A 22,042-nucleotide genomic window follows, 5' to 3' on the forward strand; every position below is an offset into this window, starting at 1 on the left:
GGGTCACACCCTCTCCTTGACGACGCCGCGGCTCAGCAGTCCCGTGGGGCGCAGCAGCAGCACGGTGATGACGAGCACGAACAGCACCGTGTAGCTGTACACGCGGGCGGCGCCGAGCACGGTGTTGAGCACAGAGAGCGTGATGCCGACGAGCATCCCGCCGAGCGCGGCACCTTGGAGGCTCCCCAGGCCGCCGACGACGGTGCCGACGAGCGCCAGGATGGTGATGTTGACGCCGAACCGCGGGTCGACCTGCCCACGCTGGGCGACGACGAAGAAGGCGACGACGGCGGCGAGGAGGCCGCTGACGGCGAACGCGCTCAGGATCACCCGGTTCGAGCGCACGCCGAGCAGTCGCGCGGTGCGGAAGTCCGCGGACGCGGCGCGCAGCTGAAGGCCGACGGTGGTGCGCTCGACGGCGACCTTCATGACGGCCAGCAGTGCCAGCGTCAGGGTGAGCGTGGTCACCGAGCCGCGACTCACCCTGACGTCGCCGAGGGTCCAGACGCCGGCCATCCAGGGTGCGACCTGCCCGGAGAGGGGCAGCGCCCCGAACACCAGCTCGTAGCACCGTTGCAGCAGCACGCTCACGCCGAAGCTCGCGATCAGCAGGACCGAGGGTTCGGCGCCGCGCAGCCGCGAGAACACGCCGAGGTCCATGACGATGGCCAACGCGGCGACCCCGGCAAGTGCGACGAGGATCGCGGGTATCACCCCCCAGCGCAGCGTGACCATCAGGAGGTAGGCGCCGAGAGCGACGAGCTCCCCGTGGGCGAAGTTCACGAGGCGCATGACGCCGAAGACGAGACCGATGCCGAGTGCGGCGAGCCCGTAGAGCCCTCCGTTGCCCAGCGCGTCGACGATTGCCTGGATCACCACGAGCGCACCTCCGTGCCGAAGTAGGCGGCCTCGAGCCGCGCGGTGTCGGCGTCGTCGGCTGCGGTGAGAGTGTCGCGGAGCCTGCCTTCGCGCAGGATGTGAGTTCTCGCCGCCCGCCGGATCAGCAGGTGGGCGCGTTGTTCGACGACGACGGTCCCGGTGCCGCGCGCGACGATCCCGTCGAGCAGCTCGAACACGTCGCGCACGACCGTGGGTGCCAGTCCCAGACTGGGCTCGTCGAGCAGCAGGATGCGCGGTTCGGCGACGAGCGCGCGCGCGATGGCGAGCTGTTGCTGCTGGCCGCCGCTGAGCCCGCCGGCGGGCTGGTGCCGGTGACTGACCAGGACGGGGAAGAGGTCGGTCACCGCGTGCATGGCGGTGCGGGCACCCGCCGTGTCGCGTCGAGCGGTCAGGCCGAGGCGCAGGTTCTCGTCGACCGTGAGGTCGGTGAAGATGTGCCTGCCTTCGGGCACGAGCGCGAGTCCGGCGCGCACGATGTCCTCCGCTCGCCGGGAGCGCAGTTCGGTGCCGGCGAGCCGGACCGATCCGGTGGCGCTGCGCACCGCTCCGGCGACGGCGCCCAGCAGCGTCGACTTGCCGGCCCCGTTGGGGCCGACGATGCCCACGAGCTCGCCTGCGCCGACGGCGAAGGTGACGTCGTGGACGACAGAGAGGTCGCCGTATCCAGCGCTGAGCCCCGAGACGTCGAGCAGGGCCGTCATCGGCGCACCCCCTCGATGTTGTCGGGGCGCCGGGCCGCTACCCCGAGTGCCGCGTCTCCCAGGTAGGCCGCCTGGACGTCAGGGTGGCGCGTGGCGTCACCGGGCGGCCCGTCGAAGATGACCCGCCCGGAGGAGAGCACCACGACGCGGTCGCACACCTGGCCGACGAGCGACACGTTGTGCTCGATGAGCAGCATCCCGCAGCCGAGGTCGTCGCGGATGCGGTGCAGTGCGGCCAGCAGCGCAGGGACCTCGTGCTCGTTGAGGCCCGCGGCCGGCTCGTCCATCACCAGGTACTTGGGCTGTGCGGCCATCGCACGGGCGAGTCCGGCCAAGCGCGCCAGGCCGTGGGGCAGGCCAGCGGCCTCGACGTCGGCGCGGTCGGCCAGCCCGAGTGCGTCGAGCACCCGGGCCGCGACCTCGTCGGCCTCTCGGCGGCTCGCCCCCACGCCCAGCGCTCCGAGGGCGGTGTTCTCGCCGACCGTGAGACGCGGGAACAGGCGCGCCGACTGGAAGGTGCGGGCCAGGCCGAGGCGCGCCCGACGGTCGGGGCCGAGGCCCCCGAGCGGGTCGCCGTCGAGCGCGGACTCCCCCGCGTCGGGTGTCTCGTAGCCGCCGAGGATGTTGACCAGCGTGCTCTTGCCTGCCCCGTTGGGGCCGAGCATCCCGACGATCTCCCCGCGGGCGACGGAGATCGTCACGGAGTCGAGCACCCGCAACGCGCCGAACGACTTGGCGATTCCTGTCGCCGTCAGGGCTCCGTCCGGAGTCATTCGGCGACCGGCTTCTCCGCAGCGCGGTACTCGACGAACCGGTGCTCGCCGTTCTGCACCTCGATCACGGCCATGGGCCTGGAGACGTTCACGTGCAGCTGGGGCGAGAACGACGTCGGCCCCGCGGTCAGGGCGACGTCCTCGAACGTCTCGAGCGCGTCGGACAGCGCCTGACCTTCGAAGCTTCCCGCGCGCCGGGCGGCCTCGGCGAACGCCTCGATCGAGGAGGCACCGGTGACCAGGCCGCTCGTTGCCGCCGGCTGGCCGGAGCTCGCCTCGTATGCCTTGAGCAGGTCGGTGATCTCCTTGTTCGGGTCGTCACCGAAGACGGACGCGTAGGTCACGAACGTGAAGTCGGACAGCCCCGGCACGGCGCCGAGCCAGAACCCGCCGTCCATCCCGAACCCTGCGACGGTGGGTGTGTCCACTCCCGCCTGCCGCAGGGCGGCCATCGCCTCGGCGCCGCCACCCGGGTAGGAGCACAGCGCGACGACGTCGGGGTCGACGTTGGCGATCTCTGCGACCTGGGCGGTGACGGGCGCGGCGAGCGAGCCCTCGGGCGTCTGGGTGAACTCTGGTGCCGCGACGATCTCGCCGCCCAGCTCCTGCCAGCGGGTCTGGAACGCGGAGCACTGGTTCTGCGTGTACTTGATCGTCTGGTCGCGCAGCAGCGCCGCCCGGGGCCCGTACTTCTCGTACGCGTACTCGGCCATGATGGCCGCCTCGCCGGGCACGGCGGAGCCGAGCGAGTACCCGAGGGTCAGCCCGGCCTTGGGTCCCATGATCGTGTCGCCGACGCACGGGGCGATGACCAGCACCCCTGCGGACTGTGCCACCTGCGCAGCCTTGGCGTTCACGTCGTAGTCGCACGTGACGAGCAGCATCCTCGCGCCCTTGGCGATCATCTCGGTGGCGATCTGGGCGCCCTTGTCGGGGTCGGTCTCTCCGTCGATCTCTTCGAGCACGATCTGGCATCCGTTGACGCCGCCGTCGGCGTTGACCTTGTCGATCGCGATCCGCGCGGTGTCGAGTGCAGGGGCGTCGAACGGCGCCATGAAGCCGGTGCGGGCCATCGCGCTGCCGATCAGGACGGACTCGCTGCACGCGCCGTCGCCCGATGTGCCGGCGCCGTCCGCCGAGGTTCCTCCGCCCGCAGGTCCTCCTTCGTTCGTCGACACGCAGGCGGACAGGCTGAGGCACAGCGCCAGGATCGTGCCCGTGGTGGTGGCGGCTGAGCTTCGCGACAGTCGGGTCATCTCGGTACTCCTTCGTCGGGGAGTGCCTGGCTGGGCGCCGGACATGTGGCCGCATGGTTGCGCTATTGAACATTTCATGTCAACCGCTATCGTGGAAAAACTGAAACGTCGTCGCGGCCGGGGCCGACGGCGCCCGAGCGGTGCGTTCGCGGGGCACGTCGTCGAACCGGATCCGCGCCACGCCGTCGTCGACAACGCCGCGACGAGCACGCACGGCTGCCCGCCCGTGCGGGCTCATCTCCAGGACGCTTGCCACGCGCGATCGCACGTGGTTAGGTGAGCCTCACCTTAGCGCGGGGATCCGCGCAGAGCCGGAGCGCGAGACGGGCGACCGCCCGGGGAGAGGACCCACCATGACCAACCCTGGCGGCCCACAGGTTCTGCTGGCCGGCGACGTCGGCGACGTCCAGCGCATCCGGATGGTCCTGGACCACGCCGTCCCGTGCGTCTACGGGCAGATCTACATCGAGATCGAGGACGGGCAGGCGTACCGCGTTCGCGCCATGCTGCCCGAAGACCTGCCCGACGGCCTGTCGCTGACGTTGCTCACCCGTGGCCCGGCGTCCGCGCCCGGCGAGACGCTCGCCAGCGCCCTGACGGGGTGGGCGGCCGAGTGGGCCACCGACGACGCGACGGAGACCGACGAGATCATCGCGATGTGGGTCGGCTGCTCGGGCACCCCCGCGGTCGACGTCGTGTGCCGGTCGCTGGCCGCCCGGCTCAACCGCACCCCTGTCCACCTGCACCGCGACTGACCGACCCCGCTCCAAGGAGGGTTCCTGTCATGCCCGTCACGGCCGCCCCGGCCAACACCACCGGCCACGTCACGCGACACCGCGTCGAGCCCCTGGGACGCCGCATCCTGACCGTGGTCCGCTGCGAGGACGTCACCCCGCGCTACCGCCGCATCGTCCTGTCGGGGCCCGGCCTGGACGGCTTCTCGTTCGTCCGCTTCGCCTGCACCGACCATGTGAAGGTCGTGCTCCCCGACCCGTCCAGCGGAGAGGTCGCGCTCCCCGTCCCGACGCCGCAGGGCCCTCGCCTGCCCGACGGCTCACGGCCCGTGATGCGCGACTACACCGTCCGCGCCTGGGACGCACACGCCGGCGAGCTGACGCTCGACTTCGTCATCCACGAGCACGGTCCCGCCGGGCGCTGGGCCGCCCAGGCCACCGCGGGCGACCGGATCGGAGTCCTCGGCCCACGCGGCCACGTGCTGCTCCCCCAGGGCTACCCCACCTACCTCGCCGTCGGCGACGCCACCGCGCTGCCCGCCGTCGCCCGCGTCGTCGAAGAGCTCCCTGACGGTGCGCGCGCCACCGCGATCATCGAGGTCGCCAACGCCGACGAAGAACAGCCGCTCACCGCACGTGACGGCGTCGAGGTGATCTGGGTGCACCAGGCGCCCGGCGCGCTCGACGCGGCGGTGCGCGCCTGGACGCCGCCGGACGGGACCGACTGGTTTGCCGTGGCTGCAGGCGAGGCCGGGGCCATGACCGCTGTCCGCCGCTACCTGCGGCACGAGGTCGGGCTGCCGAAGCAGCAGGTCGCCGCCGACGGCTACTGGAAGCGCGGAGTCGCCGGGCTCGACCACCACGCCGTGACCGTCGGCGACGACTGAGGATCGGTACGGCGCGCCGGCCCCCTGACCGGCGCCGACCCGTCAGTGCTCGTCGTAGTGATCCCCATGAGGTGCGTGCTTGTGCCCGTCATGGACGTAGTCGACGTGGTCGCCGTGCGGCACCGCCTCGTGCCCGCACCCGCTCCCGTGCGCGTGCTGACCCGTCGAGTGCTCCGCGACCGACTCGTGCTCGTCGTAGTGATCCCCGTGCAGCGCGTGGTGGTGCGTGCCGTGGACGTAGTCGACGTGGTCGCCGTGCGGCACCGCCTCGTGCCCGCACCCGGTGCCGTGCTCGTGCTCCGCTGTCGAGTGTTCCGCGTGGTTGTCGATCGTCGTCATAGCGTGTCCTCCAGTCTGCGATCCGGTCGACCGCTCGTGGGGCGCAGGCCACACGGCGCTCCCGTGGACGAGCCCGTGCTCGGCACCCTCGGCTCCACTCGACCACAGTCGCGTGCGTCACGCAGCACTTTCGGGAAATCGATCAGTCTGCCCGTGTTTTGTGCGTTTCGGGGCCCGTGCCGACCGGTCAGGCCGTTTCCCGGCGACGACGGACAGCCGCCACCACCAGGAACGCGGTCGAGAGGCGCGGCAGGGCATCCGACCGCCGCCCGGGAGGCCGCCGCCGCACGCGTTGCAGCGCAAACGTTGTCCACAGGCGTTTCCGGCCGGTCGGCCGATGCGGTTATCTTGTCGGCTGCGCGGACCCGGACGACCCGCGCGCAGGACCGCACGACAGGGGGACCGCCCGCATGACCCGCACCTTTCTTGCCCGCACCCGCGAAGCCCGCACTCGCACTGCCAGCACTCGCGCTGCCCGCACCGCGGCCCTCGCCGCGGTGGGCGTGGTGCTGAGCCTCACGGCCTGCTCGCCCGACGGCGGCACGTCTGCCGCGCCCCCCGCCCCGGCCGCGTCAAGCCCGGCACCCACCCCGAGCCCGACGGCGTCACGGGTGGTGATCAAGCCCGCGCGACCCGCCGCGATGGACGACGACGGACCTGCGGGCGCGGAAGCGGCGGCCAGGTACTTCCTGGAACTCGACTCGTACATGCAAGCGACCGGGGACACCACCGAGTGGGAGGCCATGTCGCACCAGTCCTGCGAGTTCTGCGCCAAACGTCGGGACCAGGCAAGACAGATCGCCGCCAACGGCGACATCTTCAGCGGTGGCGTCTCTTCCGTTCAGGTCGTCGACACCTACGTGCAGGAACCGACGACAGGCCTCTGGCCAGTCGACCTAGAACTGCACGAGTCGGCGACGACGATCACCGACGACAGCGGCGAGGCCGTCTATCGGAACGCAGCGAACTCTCATCGGACGATCGTCAAGGTCGGGCGCCGTGACAACCAGTGGGTCATTGTCGTCGTTGGGCATGCAGCCTCATGAGAAGACTCCACGCTGCGACCACCATCATGCTGCTCACCACGGCGCTGGTAACCAACGACTACGGTGGCGTCGCAGACGACGAGAACGACAACGTCATCGTTGAAAGCTCTGACTCCGCGTGGACGTCGGCCCCTGACGGGGGCCGCGAGCCCAACCCCTCGACACCACCCCCGGTCAAGTACCTGCGCGCGAACGACATGTACTGCGCCGTCACCGACCTGGACCCCATGGTCACCTGGGCCGAGTACTTCCAAGGCTCCTGCCCCGACGGCAGCGTCAACCTCGCCGCCACCCTCACCTGCCCACCCGACACCTACCAGCTCGACCCCCTCTGGGTCCAACACCTGCAACCCGACGGCACCTACACCACCCCCCAACCCGTCACCGGCACCCAGTGCATCACCCCCGCCGACCTGACCACCCAAGCCCGCAACGCCTTCACCACGATGCACATCCCCACCCCCACCGCCACCCTCCAGACCGCCACCCCCACCCTGCTCCTCAACACCTGGTACCCCGCCTACACCACCCCCACCCCCACCACCCAGCACACCACCCTGCTCGACGTCCCCGTCGAGATCCGCGCCCTCCCCACCCACTACACCTGGGACTTCGACGACCCCTTCTCCCCCACCGGCCCCACCCTGACCACCACCGACCCCGGCCACCCCTGGACCCCCGGCGACCCCGACGTCGACCACCACTGGACCGCCCACGCCTGGACCCGCCTCGGCGACCCCCACACCCCCACCGGCCACACCGCCGGCACCCGCACCACCCCCGACGGCATCCACTACCGCACCGACGTCACCATCACCCTCACCACCACCTGGCACGGCCAATACCGCATCACCGGCACCCCCACCTGGACCGACATCCCCGACACCCTCACCACCACCAGCACCGCAGGCACCTACACCCTCACCGAAGCCCACACCCGCCTCTACTGCGACACCCTCGACGGCCACACCACCTGCTGAACGGTAAGTTCACGACGCACCCACGCACGGCAGGACGGTCGCCGGTCGCCGGTTGCCGGTCGCCGGTCGCCGGTCGCCGGTCGCCGGTCGCCGGTCGCCACGAACACGATCGGCCCGCACCCGGCGGACGCGCGCGCACGGTCGCCGCGCACCCGGCCGGCACGACCCGGCCGACGCCCGGCCACCGGGTCAGCCTCCGGGTCGGCCTCCGCCTGGGGCTCGTCAGGATGTCCGGCTGGTCGCCCCGGCCGGGCCGCCCCGCAGCCCCGCGTCGTGCGGTGCCGCCGCAAGGTCGGACCGAACGTCCCCGGTGGGTCTCGTCGGCACAGGGTCCTGGTCGGTGGCGGCGGCGCCCCCGGCACGCTCCCCGCCGTCAGACGCCCCGCGGTCAGACACCCCGCCGTCGGACGCACCGCGTGACGCCGTCGCTCCGCCGCGAGGCGCGGCCAGCGGCCGCGCGGCCCCCGCCGCGAGCACCGCGACCAGCACCGGTACGGCGACCACCACGAGCGCGCCCCGGTATCCGAGGTGCCCCGCGACGACGCCGATGACTGCGGGTCCGATGATGTACGCGCAGTACCCGATGGTCGTCACCACGGAGACGCGCATCGCGGCGCGGAACGGGTCGTCCGATGCGGCGGAGACGCCGAGCGGGAACCCGAGCGCGGCTCCCAGGCCCCACACGAACGATCCCGCGAGCGCGAGCGGAAGCCAGGGCGAGAGCGCGAAGAGCGCGACGCCGGCGAGCACGGCGCCCGCGCACAGCCGCAGCGCCGTCACGCGCCCGAGACGGTCGACGAGGCGGGTCCCGAGCAGACGCATGGTGAGCATGGCCGAGAAGAACACGGCGACGCCCGCGGCTCCGGCAGCCTCCGATGCGCCGAACCCCGACACGAGCCCAAGGCTGGTCCAGTCGCTCGCGGCGCCTTCGGCGAGCGCCGCGCCGAGGATGACGAGACCCAGCAGCAGCGTGCGCGGTTCGCGCCAGGCGGCGAGGGTCGCATGCAGGGTGCTTCCGCGCCGGGCGCGGTCTCCACGATCGGCATGTGCGTGCGTTCCCATGGCAGGCGGTGGCAGGAACGCCCGCGAACTGAGCAGAGCCGTCCCCGCCGCGACGACCGCGGCGAGCCCCATGTGCGCGAGCAACGGCAGCCCTGTTGCGGCGAGCACGGCGCCGGCTGCCGATCCGGCGACGGTCCCGAGCGACTCGCCCGCCTGGAATCGCGGCATCGCGGAGTAGCCGAGGCGACGCTCGACGAGCGCACCCTCGTAGGTGGTGGACGCGGCCCAGGTCCCTTCGCCGACGCCCGCGGTGAACAGGCCGACGACGGCGAGCGGGGCGTTGCCGAGCGTGACGCCGACGGCGAGGCACAGGTGTCCCATCGCGGCGACGACACCGGACGTGGCGGCGGTGCGGGCGGGGCCGACGCGGGTCGTGACGATGCCTGACAGCGGCAGCGCGAGCACGGACCCGAGCGCCCACATGAGCAGCAGGGCACCCATCTGCGTGGAGTCGAACCCGAGCCCGGCGCGGACGGTGGGCAGCCGCGACGCGACGGTGCCGATCGCGAAGCCCGCGGCCCCGTAGGCGGCGAACACGGCCCACGCCGCACGCGTCACGCGTGCGGTGCCCGATCTCGCCTGGTCGTCGTCCACCGGCAGATTCTCACCGGGCCCTGAGCGCAGTTCAAAGGCACCGTGCACAACGCGCCGCGCTACGCATCACCGGGGCTTCGGCAGGTGCGACGGCGCTCCGACGGCGGCGCCGTCGCACGGCGTTCCGGAGGCCGCACCGAGGCGCTCCCGCGAGCGGTCGTAGGCGCGCGCACGTCGGCCATCGGCGCAACAGCGGGACCTTGAGATCCTCGTCACACTTGCCCGGTTCGGCGGGCGGCAGCCTTCACGCTGCGGCACGTTCCTGGTTTCCTCGCTGTGTGCCCACGACTCTCAGACCCCTGTTCACGCGGCTCGCGACCCTCGCCTGTGCGGCCGCGCTGCTGTCCGCATGCGCCACGACAGGCTCCTCGTCCGGAGGCCCGAGCACGGCAACCCAAGCGAGCTACCTGTCGGTCGCAGACCCGTGGGTCAAGGCCGCCGAGAGCGGGATGACGGCGGCGTTCGGCACGCTGACCAACGACGGCGCCGACGACGCCACGGTCGTCTCGGCCGCGAGCGACGTCGCCGGCGAGGTCCAGCTCCACGAGACGGTGATCGACAGTTCCGGCCAGGGCACGATGCGCGAGAAGGACGGCGGGTTCCTGGTCCCTGCGGGCGGCACGTTCGACCTGGAGCCGGGCGGCGACCACGTGATGCTCATGGACCTGAAGGCGCCGCTGGAGGCTGGTGACCAGGTGACGTTCACCCTCGCGTTCGCCGACGGGTCCACGCTCGACGTCACCGCCCCGGTCAAGGACTATGCGGGTGCGAACGAGTCGTACGACGACATGGGCGGCGACGAGCCCGGCGACGGCACGGACGGCACGGGCATGGACGGCATGGACATGGGCGGCGACTCCCACTGATGCCTGGCCGCGACAATCCCGGCGGGTCACAGCTGTCCCGGCGCCACCTGCTGCTGGGTGGAGCGGTCGGCCTCACGGCGGCCGGTGCCGCGGCCGCGGCCGTGGCGTCCCGGCCCGAGGACCATGACGCCCCCACACCTCCCGAGGCCCTCTTCGGCGACGACCGGGTGCCGTTCCACGGCACCCACCAGGCGGGTGTCGCGACACCGCCGCCCGCGCACGTCGCGTTCGTCGCCCTCGACCTGCTCGCACAGACCGACGCGACGGCGCTCGCGCGCCTGATGCGCATCCTGACCGACGACGCCGTGCGGCTCACCCAGGGCCGAGGCGCGCTGGCCGACACGGAGCCCGAGCTGGCGACGTCGCCGGCACGGCTGACGGTCACGTTCGGGTTCGGCCCGGGGTTCGTCGAGCGCGCGGGCGCGGCGGCCTCGCCCTCGTGGCTGCGCCCCCTGCCCGCGTTCGGCATCGACCGGCTCGAGGACCGATGGTCGGGCGGCGACCTGCTGCTCCAGGTCTGCGCGGACGACCCGCTGACGGTCGCGCACGCGGTACGCATGCTGCTCAAGGACTCGCGCACCTTCACCTCCTTGCGCTGGTCGCAGCGCGGCTTCCGCCGCGCGCACGGCACCGAGCCTGCGACGGCGACCGTGCGCAACCTGTTCGGCCAGGTCGACGGCACCGTGAACCCGGCTCCGGGCACGGACGACTTCGAACGGCTCGTGTGGTCGCACGGCCAGGTGCCATGGCTGGAGGGCGGCACCAGCCTGGTGCTGCGCCGGATCGCGATGGACCTCGACCGCTGGGACCTGGTGGACCGTGCGGGGCGGGAGTCCGCCGTCGGGCGACGCCTTGACACGGGGGCACCACTGACGGGTGTCGCCGAGCATGACGAGCCCGACTTCGACGCGAAGACGCCCGCAGGTTTCCCGGTCATCGCGGACTACTCCCACCTGCGGCGTGCGCGCAGCGACGACCCGGGGCAGAAGATCCTGCGGCGCGCGTACAACTACGACGACGAGCCGGGCACGGACGACGGCGTCTCCCGCTCCGGTCTCCTGTTCGCGGCCTACCAGGCCGACGTCGACGCCCAGTTCGTGCCCATCCAACGGCGGCTCGACGAGCTCGACCTGCTCAACGAGTGGACGACCCCGATCGGGTCGGCCGTCTTCGCGATCCCTCCCGGGTGCCAGGCCGACGGGTTCGTCGGCGACACGCTCCTGGCGTGAGGCGGAGCCGGCGCCGTCCGACGACACCGCAGCGACACCTCCGAGCCACCTGGGCGCCGCGACCGGTCACGCCAGGCCCGCGTGGCGAATACTCGGGAGAGTCGAGCGCGTCCGCACGTCACCGGAGCCGCCCATGACTCCCGAGGTCATCTCGGTCCTTGTCCTTGCCGCGCTGTTCGTCCTCGCGACCGTGCGCAACGTCCATCTCGGTGCGGCAGCGCTCGCCGCGTCCTGGCTCGTGGGCACGCTCGTCTTCGGCGTCTCGGTCGACGTGGTGGTCGCAGGGTTCCCGGCCGGACTGTTCCTCACGCTCGTCGGGGTGACGTACCTGTTCGCGTTCGCGGAGCGGGCAGGGGCGATCAGCGCGGTCGTCTACGCCGCCGTGCGCGCGGTCCGTGGGCGCATCAGTCTCGTGCCGTGGGTCATGTTCCTCGTGACGGCGCTCATCACGTCGGTGGGCGCGCTGACGCCCGCCGCGGCGGCGATCGTCGGTCCCATCGCGATGGGACTGGCGAAGCGGCACAAGATCCACCCCGTGCTCATGGGGATGGCCGTCATCCAGGGTGCGTCCGCCGGGTCGTTCTCACCCATGGGCGTCTACGGCGTGATCATCAACGACATCGTCAGGGCCAACGGTCTGCCCTCCAGCCCGATGGTGCTCTTCGGCGCGGCGTTCGCGTTCATCGTGCTCACGGTCGCCGCCGCGTACGTCGCCTTCGGTGGCGTCGCGCTGTGGCGGGCCGACCACGACCACACCGCCGAGCACGGAGCCGTCATGGAGCGTCCGCGGATCGACGCCAAGGTCGTGTGCTCGCTGCTGGGGATCGTCGCGCTCGGCGTCGAGGCCTTCGTCTTCCAGCACGACATCGGGTTCGTCGCGCTGCTCATCGTCGTCGTGCTGTCGGCGGTGTTCAGCGACACGGCCAAGGGGGCCGTCGCCAACGTCTGCTGGCCGACGGCGCTCCTGGTGTGCGGCGTGGTCACGTACGTCAACCTGTTGCAGAGCCAGGGCGTCGTCGACTGGCTGGGCGGCACGGTCGCACGCATCGGCGCGCCACTGCTCGCGGCGCTCGTCATCTGCCTGATCGCCGCCGTCGTCAGCGCCCTCGCGTCGACCACCGGCATCCTGGGCGCGCTCGTGCCGCTGGCCGTGCCGTTCCTCCTGACTGGCGAGGTCTGGGCGATCGGCCTGGTCGCCGCTCTCGCCGTCTCGGCGAGCGTGGTCGACTGCTCGCCGTTCTCGACGAACGGCGCGCTCATGGTCGCCTACACCGAGGAGAGCCGTCGCGAGCGCACGTACCGGCAGTTCCTCGGCTGGGGCGGCACTCTCGTGCTGCTGGCCCCCCTGGTCTCGTGGGGGGTGCTCGTCGTCGTCCCGGCGCTGTAACCGGAACGGCCCGCACGCCACGCGACGTCTGCCGGACCGGCTCCGTTGCGGCCGGCCCCGCTCAGCCGACGGGCACGACCGCCGCGACGCGCGCCCGCTCCAGACGTTCGACGAGCGCCACGACGCCGGCTGCCGCCGGCACGAGGACGAGGTTGCCGAGCAGCTGCGGGCGCAGGAACGGCAGGCCTGCCGTGTAGCTCGCGAGCAGCCCGTCCCAGCCGCGGGGGTACAGGGCCCCGGACCCGAGCGCCCACACGCCGGAGTTGGTCCACAGGAAGAACACGGCCGTGCCGCCGACGCCGAACGCGACCGAGGCGGCGAACCGTCTCCAGCCGGCCGTGCGGCGCGTGAGCAACGAGCCGAGGCCGATCACCGCCCACGCGCTCCACGTGAACGCGAGGATCGAGGTGTTTCCCAGCAGGAGGTCGCTGGCGGCGACCACTCCGAGCGGCGCGAGGGCTGCGGCACGGTGGCGCAGCACGCCTGCGGCGAGGAACGCGGCGGCGGTCGACAGCTCAAGGTTGGGCGGGGCACCCAGGTCGTTCTTCACGAGTCGCCAGACGACGGCCAGCACGACGGCTGTGACGGCGACTGCGGGCCGCCACCAGCGGCGGGCCAGGTCTGTCAGGGTCAGGTCGCGCATCAGTACGTCTCCAGCTTCCAGGTGATCTCGTCGCCGTCCTTCATGACGTAGGAGCCGGCGCCCACCTGGGCCTGCTCACCGTTGACGTAGAACGCCCAGAACTCGTTCTTGGACTGGTCGGATGCGCGACCGCCGATCGTCGTGACGAACGCGTTGGCGCCCTCGCCGTCGGCGAATGCCTGCGGGTCGAGCGCGAGCAGCCACTCCAGAGCCGTCTTGCCCGCGACGCCCTGGTAGGAGACCTCGGTGCCGTCGGCCGACGTGGTCAGGCCGGTCCCGTCCGATGCGGAAGTCTGGCCGGGCGCTGGCTCGTCGATCCCGGCCCCGTCCCCCGAGCAGCCCGCGGGGAGCCCGAGCGCGAGCACCCCGGCGGTCGGTAGGGCCAGGGCACGGGTCAGGAGGGCTCGTGTCTTCACAAGGCGCGAGTCTAAAGCCTGTCGAACAACCTCGGTGAGGTGTACGGCAGCGTCCTTCTCGGACGTCCTTATGCCGCGGTGGCGGTGAGGGTTCCCACGTCATCCCGGCTGGTTTCGTCTGCGCGTGTGCGCGGGCCAGAGCCGTCTGGTCGGTGGGCGTTGGTGACCTGGCCTCGTGCTTCGGGGTCCAGGACCTGGGTGGTGTGGTGCTGTTCGCCCCAGGTGGCGAGGTTGATCGCGGCGTTGCGGTCGCGATCGATCGTCAGCCCGCAGTCCTCGTTCTCACAGGTGAAGACGCGGTCGCCGAGGGTGAGCGTGGTCTTCACATCACCGCAGGCCGAGCAGGTCTTCGACGAGGGGAACCACCGGTCCGCTGTGACGACTTGCCCGCCGCGCCAGGCCATCTTGTAGCGCAGTTGGCGGGCGAGCTCACCCCAGGCCGCATCGGAGATCGCTGCGGCGAGCCGGTGGTTGGCGAGCATGCCGGTGATGTTGAGGTCTTCGATGACGAGCCGGTCGTGGGTCTGGACCAACGAGTTCGAGACCTGGTGCAGGAAGTGGTGACGGCGGGCACGGACCCGCTCGTGGTGACGGGCGAGGCGGCGCACGGCGGCACGCCGGCTGGCGGAGCCCTTGACCTTGCGAGACACCGACTTCTGGAGTCGCCGGGTGACCGGTTGCGCGGTAAGCAACGCTTTGGGTGCCGTGGCCACACGCAGCACCTCGCTGCCATCGCGGGTAGCGGCGACGACGGGTGCGTGCAGCCCGCGGTCCACACCGGCCCACCCAGCGTGATCGGCGTCGTCACGGGCGGGGTGCTGGGCGGCGGGGTGCAGGTCGGCGGCTTCGACGTTCAAGCTGATGCGCCACCGGCCGCCACGCCGCGAGACGGTTGCGAACAAGATCCGTGCCCGGCCCTTGGCGAGCATGCGCCGCAGGCGGCGGGTGTCGTCGTGGACCTTGATGGCGCCGATCCCGGGCAGCGTGACCGAGCGGGGACCGGCCTCGCCGAGACGGATCGTGGTCCGCTGGCCGGTCCTCGTCTTGGAGGTCTTGTTGCGCAGGCGGAATGAGCCGCGCTCGTAGTTCTTCTTCTTGAACCGTGGGTGCCCGACCGGCCGGCCGGCGCGCTTGCCGCGCCGGGAGCTGGTCCACGCCCCCAGTGCTTTGCCGAGGTCGACGACGGCTTCCTCGAAGACCTGCGCGGATACCTCCGAGCGCCACACAAGACCTGTGACCTCCAGATCAGCAGTCCCGTCGGCGGCGACGACGAAGCAGCGGCCGGCGTCCTCGGTCTTCTTCCACGCGTTGAACGCGTTGATGAGGTCGAACCCCGTCCACGGGACCAACACCGCGTCGGGGTCGTCGCCGGTGAGCACCTCGGTGGCGTTCCTGGATGCCTGGCGGGCGTTCAGGTGCAGTCGCAGGCCCTGGTTGAACGCGAACCGTGCGGCGCCCTCGTGCCGGGCCAGGGCACGCGCCTGCTCCGCGGTGGGGTCAGCCACCAACTGGAACGTCGTATGCCGGGCCACGACCAGGACGCTACCGGCGGGCACAGACACGACCAGGGATGTCAGGCCTGACGGCGACGATGCCGTGGGTGTGACCGCTCCCGCCCGCGCCGCCAGTACCCGTCCGACCTGACCGACACCGCATGGTCGCGGATCAGCGCGCTCGTGATCCCAGCCCACACCCGTGGCGGGCGGCCGTGCCGTGAGCACCGGTGGCGTGAGTACGTCGACGCGCTGCTGTTCGTCGTGACCACGGGCATCCCGTGGCGGGCGCTCCCGCACGACTTCACCATCACCTGGTCCGCGACGCACAAGCACTTCACCAGATGGACGAACAGACGGCTGTGGGAGCAGGTCCTCGCTGTCCTGCGCGCCGAGGACCGCGTCCAAGACGGCCGCGACCAGCGGCCGACGGCGGCCGTTGTCGACTCCTCGTCCGTCAAGTCCACCCCGGTGCCCGGCGAGCGCGGCTTCGACGGCGCGAAGAAGGTCGACGGGATCAAACGCCACATCCTCGTCGACACCGCCGGACGGCTCCTGGCCGCCCACCTGACCGCAGCGAACATCCAGGACCGGGTCGCGTTCGCCGACCTCCTCGCAAAGAACCCCTGCCCCATTACTTCCTAGCGGGTCCTGCGAGGCTCCGGTTCTTGACCGGGTTGCCGCGTGAGGATGCGCGTGGTGGCCGCCGGGCCCGGCATGATTGCTGCCCCCTGTCGCGAGACATGATCCGGGGGGTGTTGTCACCGGGCTCGGCTGGCAGGTCGTCATCGCTGATAGGGGCAAGGCTAGAGGGGCGCGTCGGCGCCGCTCAGGTCGCTCGTAATGTGGATGCCGAGACGTCCTGCCGGTCGACCACCGCCTCGTGTCGGTCCGGCTGGGAGGATGCACAGGTGGTCTCGCAGATCGTTGGGTACGACGACATCGCGGTCTTCATTGGCCTGGACGTCGGCAAGGGTGAGCACCACGCCGTCGCCCTCGACAAGGCGGGCGAGAGGCTGTTCGACAAGCCGCTGCCGAACTCCGAGGCGAGGCTGCGGGCGCTGCTCGAGCCGCTCATGGACCGCGGCCGGGTCCTCCTCGTGGTGGACCAGCCGGCCACGATCGGCGCGCTGCCCGTCGCGGTCGCCCAAGCCCAGGGTGTGACCGTCGGCTACCTGCCGGGCCTGACGATGAGGCGTGTGGCGGACCTGCACCCCGGAGAGGCGAAGACCGACGCCCGCGACGCGCTGATCATCGCGGAGACGGCCCGCACGATGCCGCACACTCTGCGCAGCGTCGACCTCGGCGACGAGCAGGTCGCCGAGCTGACGATGCTGTGCGGCTTCGACGACGACCTGACCGGCGAGATCACGAGAGTGACCAACCGGATCCGCGGGCTGCTCACCCAGATCCACCCCGCCCTCGAACGAGCGGTCGGCCCGCACCTGGACCACCCCGCGATGGTCGACCTCCTGGCCCGCTGGGGCACACCCGCCGCGCTCCAGAAGGCCGGCAAGAGGCAGGTCGCCGACCGTCTGCGCAAGCGCGCCCCCAGGGCTGGGGCGCGGTGGGCCGAGACGGTCTTCACCGCCCTGGGCGAGCAGACCGTCGTCGTGGCGGGCACGGACGCGGCCGGGGCCGTCATCCCCCGCCTGGCCAAGCAGCTCGAGCTGCTGCGCGCACAACGTGACGACGTCGCCGAACAGGTCGAGGCCCTCGTGGAGGCCCACCCTCTTTCCCCAGTCCTGACCTCGATGCCAGCAGTCGGAGTCAGGACAGCGGCCCGCTTGCTGACCGAGGTCGTCGGCAAGACCTTCCCCACCGCCGGGCACCTGGCCGCCTACGCCGGCCTTGCCCCCGTGACCTGGCGCTCTGGGTCATCGATCCGCGGCGAGCACACCTCCCGGCGCGGCAACAAGATCCTCAAACGCGCCCTGTTCCTCTCCGCCTTCGCCGCCCTCCGCGACCCCAGGTCCCGGGCCTACTACGACCGCAAACGCGCCCAAGGCAAGACCCACACCCAAGCCCTACTCGCCCTCGCCCGCCGACGCTGCGACGTCCTGTTCGCCATGCTCCGCGACGGCGCCTTCTACGACCCGCCCACAGCCACCCGACCCGCCGCCGCTTGACACCCGAAGGAGATAGGGGCACCCCCCCGTAGCGCACGTGTGGGCCGACAAGGGCTACACCGGCCAGGCGCCCGCTGACGCTGCGGCAAAGGCTGGGATCCAGCTTCAGATCGTCTCCGGCCCCAAGCCTGCCAGCGGTTTCATCGTTCAACCACACCGGCGGGTGGTCGAGCGGACGAACGGGCGGATCAACCGGCATCGCCGCCTCGTACGGCAGTACGAAGCCACCCTCACCGCCCACGAAGCATTCGTCATCCTGTCCCAGATCCAGCTACTCCTGCGCCGGCTCGACCGCTGCGGGTAGTTGTTCGACAGGCTTTAGGCAAAGGCAGGTCGGAAGCTGTCGGGCGTCTCGCGGGCGCGGCACCTATGCGTCGATCTTCGACCGGTCGAGCGCCCCGGCGCCCGCCACGATGAAGTCCTTGCGCGGTGCGACGTCCGAGCCCATGAGCAGTTCGAACACCCGCTCAGCCGCCTCGGCGTCTTCGGCGCGCACCCTGCGCAGCGTGCGGTGGCGCGGGTCCATGGTCGTCTCCGCGAGCTGGTCGGCATCCATCTCGCCCAGGCCCTTGTACCGCTGGATGTCGTCCTTGTAGCGCTTGCCCGCCCGCTCCAGACGCTTGAGCGTCGCCTGCAGCTCGGCCTCCGAGTACGTGTACACGTACTCGTTGGGCTTGCCTCGCCCGCCGATCACCTCGACGCGGTGCAGCGGCGGCACCGCCGCGTAGACGCGTCCGTCCTCCACGAGAGGCCGCATGTAGCGGTAGAACAGGGTCAGCAGCAGGGTGCGGATGTGTGCGCCGTCGACGTCGGCGTCGGTCATCAGCACGATCTTCCCGTAGCGCGCCCCCTCGAGATCGAAGGACCGCCCCGAGCCCGCGCCGATCACCTGGATGATGGCGGCGCACTCGGCGTTGCGCAGCATGTCGCTGATCGACGCCTTCTGGACGTTGAGGATCTTGCCGCGGATCGGCAGCAGCGCCTGGAAGTCGCTGGAGCGCGCGAGCTTGGCGGTGCCCAGCGCCGAGTCACCCTCCACGATGAACAGCTCGGACCGTTCGACGTCGTCCGACCGGCAGTCGGCAAGCTTGGCCGGCAGCGACGACGTCTCCAGCGCGTTCTTGCGCCGGGAGATCTCCTTCTGCTTGCGCGCGGTCACCCGCGCGCGCATCTCCGCCACGACCTTGTCGAGCAGCAGCGACGCCTGCGCCTTGTCGTCGCGCTTGGTCGACGTGAGGATCGCGCCGAGCTCCTTCTCGACGACGCGGGCCACGATGGCACGCACGGGGCCGTGCCCAGCACCTCCTTGGTCTGGCCCTCGAACTGCGGCTCAGCCAGTCGCACCGTGACCACGGCCGTCATCCCGGCCATGATGTCGTCCTTCTCGATGCGCTCGCCGCCGTCCTTCGCGGTGATCTTCAGGCGCCGGGCGTTGGCCTCGATCTGCTTACGCACGACCTTGAGCAGCCCCTGCTCGAACCCGGACAGGTGAGCGCCGCCCTTCGGGGTGGCGATGATGTTGACGAAGGTGCGCACCTCGGTCTCGTAGCCGGTGCCCCAGCGCAGCGCGACGTCGACCTCGCAGTCGCGCTGCACCTCGCGCGGCGTCATGTGCCCGCGCTCGTCGAGCACCGGGACCGTCTCGGTGAACGTCTCGTGCCCGCGCAGCGTCCAGGTCGCCGTGACAGGCGTGTCCGGCGCGAGGAAGTCGACGAAGTCGACGGCGCCGCCGGAGTGCTGGAAGACCTCCTCGTGCGGCCCCGACTCCCCCGGCGTCCCGGGCAGCCCGCGCTCGTCGCGCACCGTGATCTCGAGACCGGGCACGAGGAACGTCGTCTGCCGCACCCGGGTGACCAGCTCGTCGTAGCTGAACACCGCCGATGTCGGGAAGATCTGCCGGTCCGCCCAGTACCGCACACGGGTGCCCGTGGCCCCCCGCTTGGTGCGCCCGACCACCGCAAGCTCGCTGTGGTCGACGAACGGCGCGAAGACCGACTCGGGCGACGGCCCCGCGGGCCCGTCGGCGAAGGTGCCCGGCTCGCCGCGGTGGAACGTCATGCGGTGGGTCTTGCTGCCGCGGTCCACCTCGACGTCGAGGCGCGCGGACAACGCGTTGACCACCGACGCGCCGACGCCGTGCAGCCCGCCCGACGCGGTGTACGACCCGCCGCCGAACTTCCCGCCTGCATGGAGCTTCGTGAAGACGACCTCGACGCCCGTCAGCCCCGTCTTGGGCTCGACGTCCACGGGGATGCCGCGACCGTCGTCGGTGACGGTGACGGAGGTGTCGGCGTGCAGCACGATCCCGATGTGCTTCGCGAACCCGCCGAGCGCTTCGTCGACGGAGTTGTCGATGATTTCCCAGAGGCAGTGCATGAGGCCGCGCGAGTCCGTCGACCCGATGTACATGCCCGGCCGCTTTCGCACCGCTTCCAGCCCCTCCAGGACGGAGAGGTGCCGGGCGGTGTAGCTCGATTCCGGGGAGGCGGTTGTGGTCACGCCTTGCAGGGTAGACGACGCCGCCGACAGGCCCGCGCAGGCGCCCCGCCCCGCGCCAGCCGGTCACGCAGGGCCGTCCCCTTCGCTACGCCCCTGGCGAACCGGGCCCGCTGACGGGGAATGGACCGGCGCACGGATGGTTGGATTCTCTCGTGACCACTTTGACGACCGAACCGCTCACCGCCGCCGACCGCTGCGACCGCTGCGGTGCTCAGGCGTACGTCCGCGTGGTCCTGCCCGTGGGCGAGCTGCTCTTCTGCGGCCACCACTCACGCGAGCACGCACCGGCCTACGCCGACATCGCGACAGCAGTGCAGGACGAGACCGACAGGCTGCTGGCGGAGCACGGCGCCCGCTGACCCCGCCGTCACTCGAGAGGCCCGCACCCGCCACGGGTGTGGGCCTCTCGTTGCTCGGGCAGCTGTGCGGGCAGTTGCGCGGGCTGTGCGGGCATGTCACGGGCATGTCGCGGGCATGTCACGAACGGCTGACGCGATCCTCTCTCCCGGTGAGCGCATCACGATGCGGGGAGGTCGCATGCCGTCGCCCGAGGCCGTCCAGAGCACCGGTTCGCACGAGGCGCGTGCCGTCGAGCCCGGCCGCGACCCGGCTTCGGCTGCCCGCGTGGCCGTCACCTCCGCCCAGGACGTCGTCCACGCGCTGCGTCATGCGGCGTCCGCCGGACTGCGCGTGACGACGACGCCCCCTGCCGGGTCGGGCACGCTGCTCCTCGACCTGTCCGCGTTCGACGCGACGACCGTGAGCCCGGCCGACCGCACGGTCCGGGTCGGCGCAGGCGTTCGCTGGAACCGGCTCGTCGCCAGCACGGCCCCGCACGGCCTGGCCTCGCTCGCGAGCGAGGACCGGACCCGCAGCGCGGTCGCCGAGACCCTCGTCGGCGCGGTGAGCCCGCTCGCACGCACGTTCGGGCTCGCGTCCGACCACGTGCTGTGCATCGACATCGTGACGCCCGACGGCGCCGTCCGCGCCGTGACCCCCGAGGCAGACCCCGACCTCTTCTCCGCGCTGCGCGGAGGCGCTGCGGGGCTCGGGGTGGCGACGGGGATGATCCTCGGCGTGGTCCCCCTCGACGCGCTCCAGGCCGGAAGCTGGCGGTTCTCCCCGCGGCCGGCCGACGCGGTGGCCGACCTCCTGCATCGCTGGCGCACGTGGTTGGTCGGCCTGCCGGAGTCGATGTCGACGCGCGCGACGGTCGTCGCGTGCGCGGACGGGCTTGCGCTCGACCTGTGGTTCGCTCACGCAGGTCCTCGCGCCGACGGCACGGCGCTCCTGGAGGAGCTGCGCGAGGTGCTCCCCGCACCGGCGGCCGTCACCGTGGCCGACGTGCACCGCCGCGGGTCGCGCCCTCATCCGAACGCGGACGCACCCCGGGTCGGTTTCGTGCGCGGCGCGCTCCTGGACGCCCTGCACCCGGACGCCGTCGACCGCCTCGCGGAAGCAGTCCGCGCCGCACCTCCCGGCACCTGTGCCGAGGTGCGCCTGCGGGGCGGTGCGATGAGTCGCCGCGCCCCCGTCCCCGGCTGCGTACCTGGTCGGCGTGCCGCGTTCAGCGTGCGCGCCGTCGCGGCCGCACAGGCCGACGCCGACACGCTTGCCGACGCGCTCGACCCTTGGGCCACCGGTGGCACCTCCCTCGATCTCGACGATCCGCGCGACGCCCGCACGGCTCGCGCCCTGCGCGTGGGATGGGGTGAGAAGGCGTTCTCCCTGCTCACTGCGCTGCGTGGTCGGCTCGACCCCGACGGCGTCCTGGCAGCGCCGTGGGAACCCGGACCGGTGTCGTCCTGAGCACCCCACAGCAGGAAGGCCCGCACCCCCGACGGGGGTGCGGGCCTTCACCGAGCATCTGTCCCGGGCTGGTCAGTCCAGGTAGTCGCGCAGTAGGGCCGCTTGTGCGCTGTGCGCGACCAGCGGAACCGCTGGGAACGTTAGGCCAGGTCACAAGCGCTGTGGTGCGAAATATCCTGGCCTGAGAATGCGGCCCGAGAGAGCGCGTCAACACTCCCCCGGGCCTAGGCCAGGAACCTTCGCAGGAGGTTCGGCCATGAACAGCAACCCTACAGACCGCGACCCGCTCGACGTCGAGC

Annotated in this window: 21 protein-coding genes and 1 pseudogene; 12 read left to right on the forward strand and 10 right to left on the reverse strand. The window is 71.7% G+C overall.

What is annotated here, in order from left to right; all coding sequences use genetic code 11:
- Nucleotides 1-3: 3 nt before the first annotated feature.
- The 4 genes from ET495_RS06035 to ET495_RS06050 are packed head-to-tail and all read right to left on the reverse strand — an operon-like array spanning nt 4 to nt 3,630.
- Nucleotides 4-879, reverse strand: coding sequence for a branched-chain amino acid ABC transporter permease (locus ET495_RS06035; RefSeq protein ID WP_129203438.1), 876 nt, complete (start codon nt 877-879; stop codon nt 4-6).
- On the reverse strand, nt 873-1,601 hold the full coding sequence (locus ET495_RS06040; protein ID WP_129203440.1) for an ABC transporter ATP-binding protein: 729 nt from the start codon (nt 1,599-1,601) through the stop codon (nt 873-875). The genes ET495_RS06035 and ET495_RS06040 overlap by 7 nt, the downstream gene beginning before the upstream one ends.
- Entirely contained in the window at nt 1,598-2,374 is a 777-nt protein-coding gene (locus tag ET495_RS06045; RefSeq protein ID WP_129203442.1) for an ABC transporter ATP-binding protein, read from the reverse strand. Before ET495_RS06045 ends, ET495_RS06040 begins: the two co-directional genes overlap by 4 nt.
- Nucleotides 2,371-3,630, reverse strand: coding sequence for an ABC transporter substrate-binding protein (locus ET495_RS06050; protein WP_162616379.1), 1,260 nt, complete (start codon nt 3,628-3,630; stop codon nt 2,371-2,373). The genes ET495_RS06045 and ET495_RS06050 overlap by 4 nt, the downstream gene beginning before the upstream one ends.
- 353 nt (nt 3,631-3,983) lie before the next feature.
- On the opposite strand from ET495_RS06050, the gene ET495_RS06055 reads away from it, so the two are divergent.
- Both ET495_RS06055 and ET495_RS06060 read left to right on the forward strand, forming a co-directional pair.
- The gene (locus ET495_RS06055) at nt 3,984-4,385 is read left to right on the forward strand and encodes a hypothetical protein (RefSeq protein WP_129203446.1); all 402 of its coding nucleotides are present in this window, start codon (nt 3,984-3,986) and stop codon (nt 4,383-4,385) included.
- 29 nt (nt 4,386-4,414) lie between these two features.
- Nucleotides 4,415-5,251, forward strand: coding sequence for a siderophore-interacting protein (locus ET495_RS06060; protein WP_129203448.1), 837 nt, complete (start codon nt 4,415-4,417; stop codon nt 5,249-5,251).
- Nucleotides 5,252-5,293: 42 nt separating this feature from the next.
- On the opposite strand, the gene ET495_RS06065 is transcribed toward ET495_RS06060, so the two are convergent.
- The gene (locus ET495_RS06065; RefSeq protein WP_129203451.1) at nt 5,294-5,590 is read right to left on the reverse strand and encodes a hypothetical protein; all 297 of its coding nucleotides are present in this window, start codon (nt 5,588-5,590) and stop codon (nt 5,294-5,296) included.
- 611 nt (nt 5,591-6,201) lie between these two features.
- Between ET495_RS06065 and ET495_RS06070 the strand changes: the two genes are divergently transcribed.
- Together ET495_RS06070 and ET495_RS19135 are read left to right on the forward strand one after the other, a co-directional pair.
- On the forward strand, nt 6,202-6,636 hold the full coding sequence (locus ET495_RS06070) for a DUF6318 family protein (RefSeq protein ID WP_129203453.1): 435 nt from the start codon (nt 6,202-6,204) through the stop codon (nt 6,634-6,636).
- Nucleotides 6,633-7,616: a hypothetical protein gene (locus ET495_RS19135; RefSeq protein WP_162616380.1), complete on the forward strand. Its 984-nt coding sequence runs from the start codon at nt 6,633-6,635 to the stop codon at nt 7,614-7,616. Before ET495_RS06070 ends, ET495_RS19135 begins: the two co-directional genes overlap by 4 nt.
- Nucleotides 7,617-7,838: 222 nt before the next feature.
- Here ET495_RS19135 and ET495_RS06085 read toward each other — a convergent pair whose 3' ends face one another.
- Nucleotides 7,839-9,272, reverse strand: coding sequence for an MFS transporter (locus ET495_RS06085; protein ID WP_129203455.1), 1,434 nt, complete (start codon nt 9,270-9,272; stop codon nt 7,839-7,841).
- Nucleotides 9,273-9,550: 278 nt separating this feature from the next.
- Here ET495_RS06085 and ET495_RS06090 point away from each other — a divergent pair, with 278 nt between their 5' ends.
- The 3 genes from ET495_RS06090 (at nt 9,551) to ET495_RS06100 (ending at nt 12,754) form a co-directional block, all read left to right on the forward strand.
- On the forward strand, nt 9,551-10,138 hold the full coding sequence (locus tag ET495_RS06090) for a copper chaperone PCu(A)C (protein WP_245993341.1): 588 nt from the start codon (nt 9,551-9,553) through the stop codon (nt 10,136-10,138).
- Nucleotides 10,138-11,367, forward strand: a complete 1,230-nt coding sequence (locus ET495_RS06095; protein WP_129203457.1) for a Dyp-type peroxidase — start codon at nt 10,138-10,140, stop codon at nt 11,365-11,367. Before ET495_RS06090 ends, ET495_RS06095 begins: the two co-directional genes overlap by 1 nt.
- 133 nt (nt 11,368-11,500) lie before the next feature.
- Complete coding sequence (locus ET495_RS06100) at nt 11,501-12,754, forward strand: SLC13 family permease (RefSeq protein WP_129203459.1); 1,254 nt, start codon at nt 11,501-11,503, stop codon at nt 12,752-12,754.
- 61 nt (nt 12,755-12,815) lie between these two features.
- On the opposite strand, the gene ET495_RS06105 is transcribed toward ET495_RS06100, so the two are convergent.
- The 3 genes from ET495_RS06105 to ET495_RS06115 all read right to left on the reverse strand — a co-directional run bounded on the left by ET495_RS06105 (nt 12,816) and on the right by ET495_RS06115 (nt 15,318).
- Entirely contained in the window at nt 12,816-13,397 is a 582-nt protein-coding gene (locus ET495_RS06105; protein WP_129203461.1) for a DUF6580 family putative transport protein, read from the reverse strand.
- Nucleotides 13,397-13,813 carry a DUF4430 domain-containing protein gene (locus ET495_RS06110; RefSeq protein WP_162616381.1) on the reverse strand — a complete coding sequence of 139 codons (417 nt, stop codon included), beginning with the start codon at nt 13,811-13,813 and terminating at the stop codon, nt 13,397-13,399. Before ET495_RS06110 ends, ET495_RS06105 begins: the two co-directional genes overlap by 1 nt.
- Before the next feature lie 68 nt (nt 13,814-13,881).
- The gene (locus ET495_RS06115) at nt 13,882-15,318 is read right to left on the reverse strand and encodes an RNA-guided endonuclease TnpB family protein (RefSeq protein WP_162616382.1); all 1,437 of its coding nucleotides are present in this window, start codon (nt 15,316-15,318) and stop codon (nt 13,882-13,884) included.
- Between the two features lie 171 nt (nt 15,319-15,489).
- On the opposite strand from ET495_RS06115, the gene ET495_RS06120 reads away from it, so the two are divergent.
- The 3 genes from ET495_RS06120 to ET495_RS06130 all read left to right on the forward strand — a co-directional run bounded on the left by ET495_RS06120 (nt 15,490) and on the right by ET495_RS06130 (nt 17,739).
- A complete protein-coding gene (locus ET495_RS06120; protein ID WP_245993342.1) occupies nt 15,490-15,951 on the forward strand; it encodes a transposase in 462 nt (153 codons plus the stop codon).
- A gap of 278 nt (nt 15,952-16,229) precedes the next feature.
- Nucleotides 16,230-17,435: an IS110 family RNA-guided transposase gene (locus ET495_RS06125; protein ID WP_129190590.1), complete on the forward strand. Its 1,206-nt coding sequence runs from the start codon at nt 16,230-16,232 to the stop codon at nt 17,433-17,435.
- 37 nt (nt 17,436-17,472) lie between these two features.
- Complete coding sequence (locus ET495_RS06130) at nt 17,473-17,739, forward strand: transposase (RefSeq protein ID WP_129203469.1); 267 nt, start codon at nt 17,473-17,475, stop codon at nt 17,737-17,739.
- A 63-nt stretch (nt 17,740-17,802) separates the two neighbouring features.
- On the opposite strand, the pseudogene ET495_RS06135 reads toward ET495_RS06130, so the two are convergent.
- Nucleotides 17,803-19,934, reverse strand: a pseudogene (locus ET495_RS06135) (DNA gyrase/topoisomerase IV subunit B).
- Between the two features lie 152 nt (nt 19,935-20,086).
- On the opposite strand from ET495_RS06135, the gene ET495_RS06140 reads away from it, so the two are divergent.
- Both ET495_RS06140 and ET495_RS06145 read left to right on the forward strand, forming a co-directional pair.
- Nucleotides 20,087-20,293: a DUF7455 domain-containing protein gene (locus tag ET495_RS06140; RefSeq protein WP_129203471.1), complete on the forward strand. Its 207-nt coding sequence runs from the start codon at nt 20,087-20,089 to the stop codon at nt 20,291-20,293.
- A gap of 178 nt (nt 20,294-20,471) precedes the next feature.
- Complete coding sequence (locus tag ET495_RS06145; RefSeq protein WP_162616383.1) at nt 20,472-21,743, forward strand: FAD-binding oxidoreductase; 1,272 nt, start codon at nt 20,472-20,474, stop codon at nt 21,741-21,743.
- The last annotated feature ends 299 nt before the right edge of the window (nt 21,744-22,042 follow it).

This window comes from Xylanimonas allomyrinae, from assembly GCF_004135345.1.
In the GTDB taxonomy this organism is placed as follows: Bacteria; Actinomycetota; Actinomycetes; order Actinomycetales; family Cellulomonadaceae; genus Xylanimonas; species Xylanimonas allomyrinae.

What these genes read in the sequence shown, in the direction of transcription:
- ET495_RS06060 (WP_129203448.1), top strand. Translation starts at nt 4,415, where the DNA reads ATGCCCGTCACGGCCGCCCCGGCCAACACCACCGGCCACGTCACGCGA.
- ET495_RS06045 (WP_129203442.1), bottom strand. Translation starts at nt 2,374, where the DNA reads ATGACTCCGGACGGAGCCCTGACGGCGACAGGAATCGCCAAGTCGTTC.
- ET495_RS06145 (WP_162616383.1), top strand. Translation starts at nt 20,472, where the DNA reads ATGCCGTCGCCCGAGGCCGTCCAGAGCACCGGTTCGCACGAGGCGCGT.
- ET495_RS06105 (WP_129203461.1), bottom strand. Translation starts at nt 13,397, where the DNA reads ATGCGCGACCTGACCCTGACAGACCTGGCCCGCCGCTGGTGGCGGCCC.
- ET495_RS06095 (WP_129203457.1), top strand. Translation starts at nt 10,138, where the DNA reads ATGCCTGGCCGCGACAATCCCGGCGGGTCACAGCTGTCCCGGCGCCAC.
- ET495_RS06055 (WP_129203446.1), top strand. Translation starts at nt 3,984, where the DNA reads ATGACCAACCCTGGCGGCCCACAGGTTCTGCTGGCCGGCGACGTCGGC.
- ET495_RS19135 (WP_162616380.1), top strand. Translation starts at nt 6,633, where the DNA reads ATGAGAAGACTCCACGCTGCGACCACCATCATGCTGCTCACCACGGCG.
- ET495_RS06050 (WP_162616379.1), bottom strand. Translation starts at nt 3,630, where the DNA reads ATGACCCGACTGTCGCGAAGCTCAGCCGCCACCACCACGGGCACGATC.
- ET495_RS06065 (WP_129203451.1), bottom strand. Translation starts at nt 5,590, where the DNA reads ATGACGACGATCGACAACCACGCGGAACACTCGACAGCGGAGCACGAG.
- ET495_RS06100 (WP_129203459.1), top strand. Translation starts at nt 11,501, where the DNA reads ATGACTCCCGAGGTCATCTCGGTCCTTGTCCTTGCCGCGCTGTTCGTC.
- ET495_RS06040 (WP_129203440.1), bottom strand. Translation starts at nt 1,601, where the DNA reads ATGACGGCCCTGCTCGACGTCTCGGGGCTCAGCGCTGGATACGGCGAC.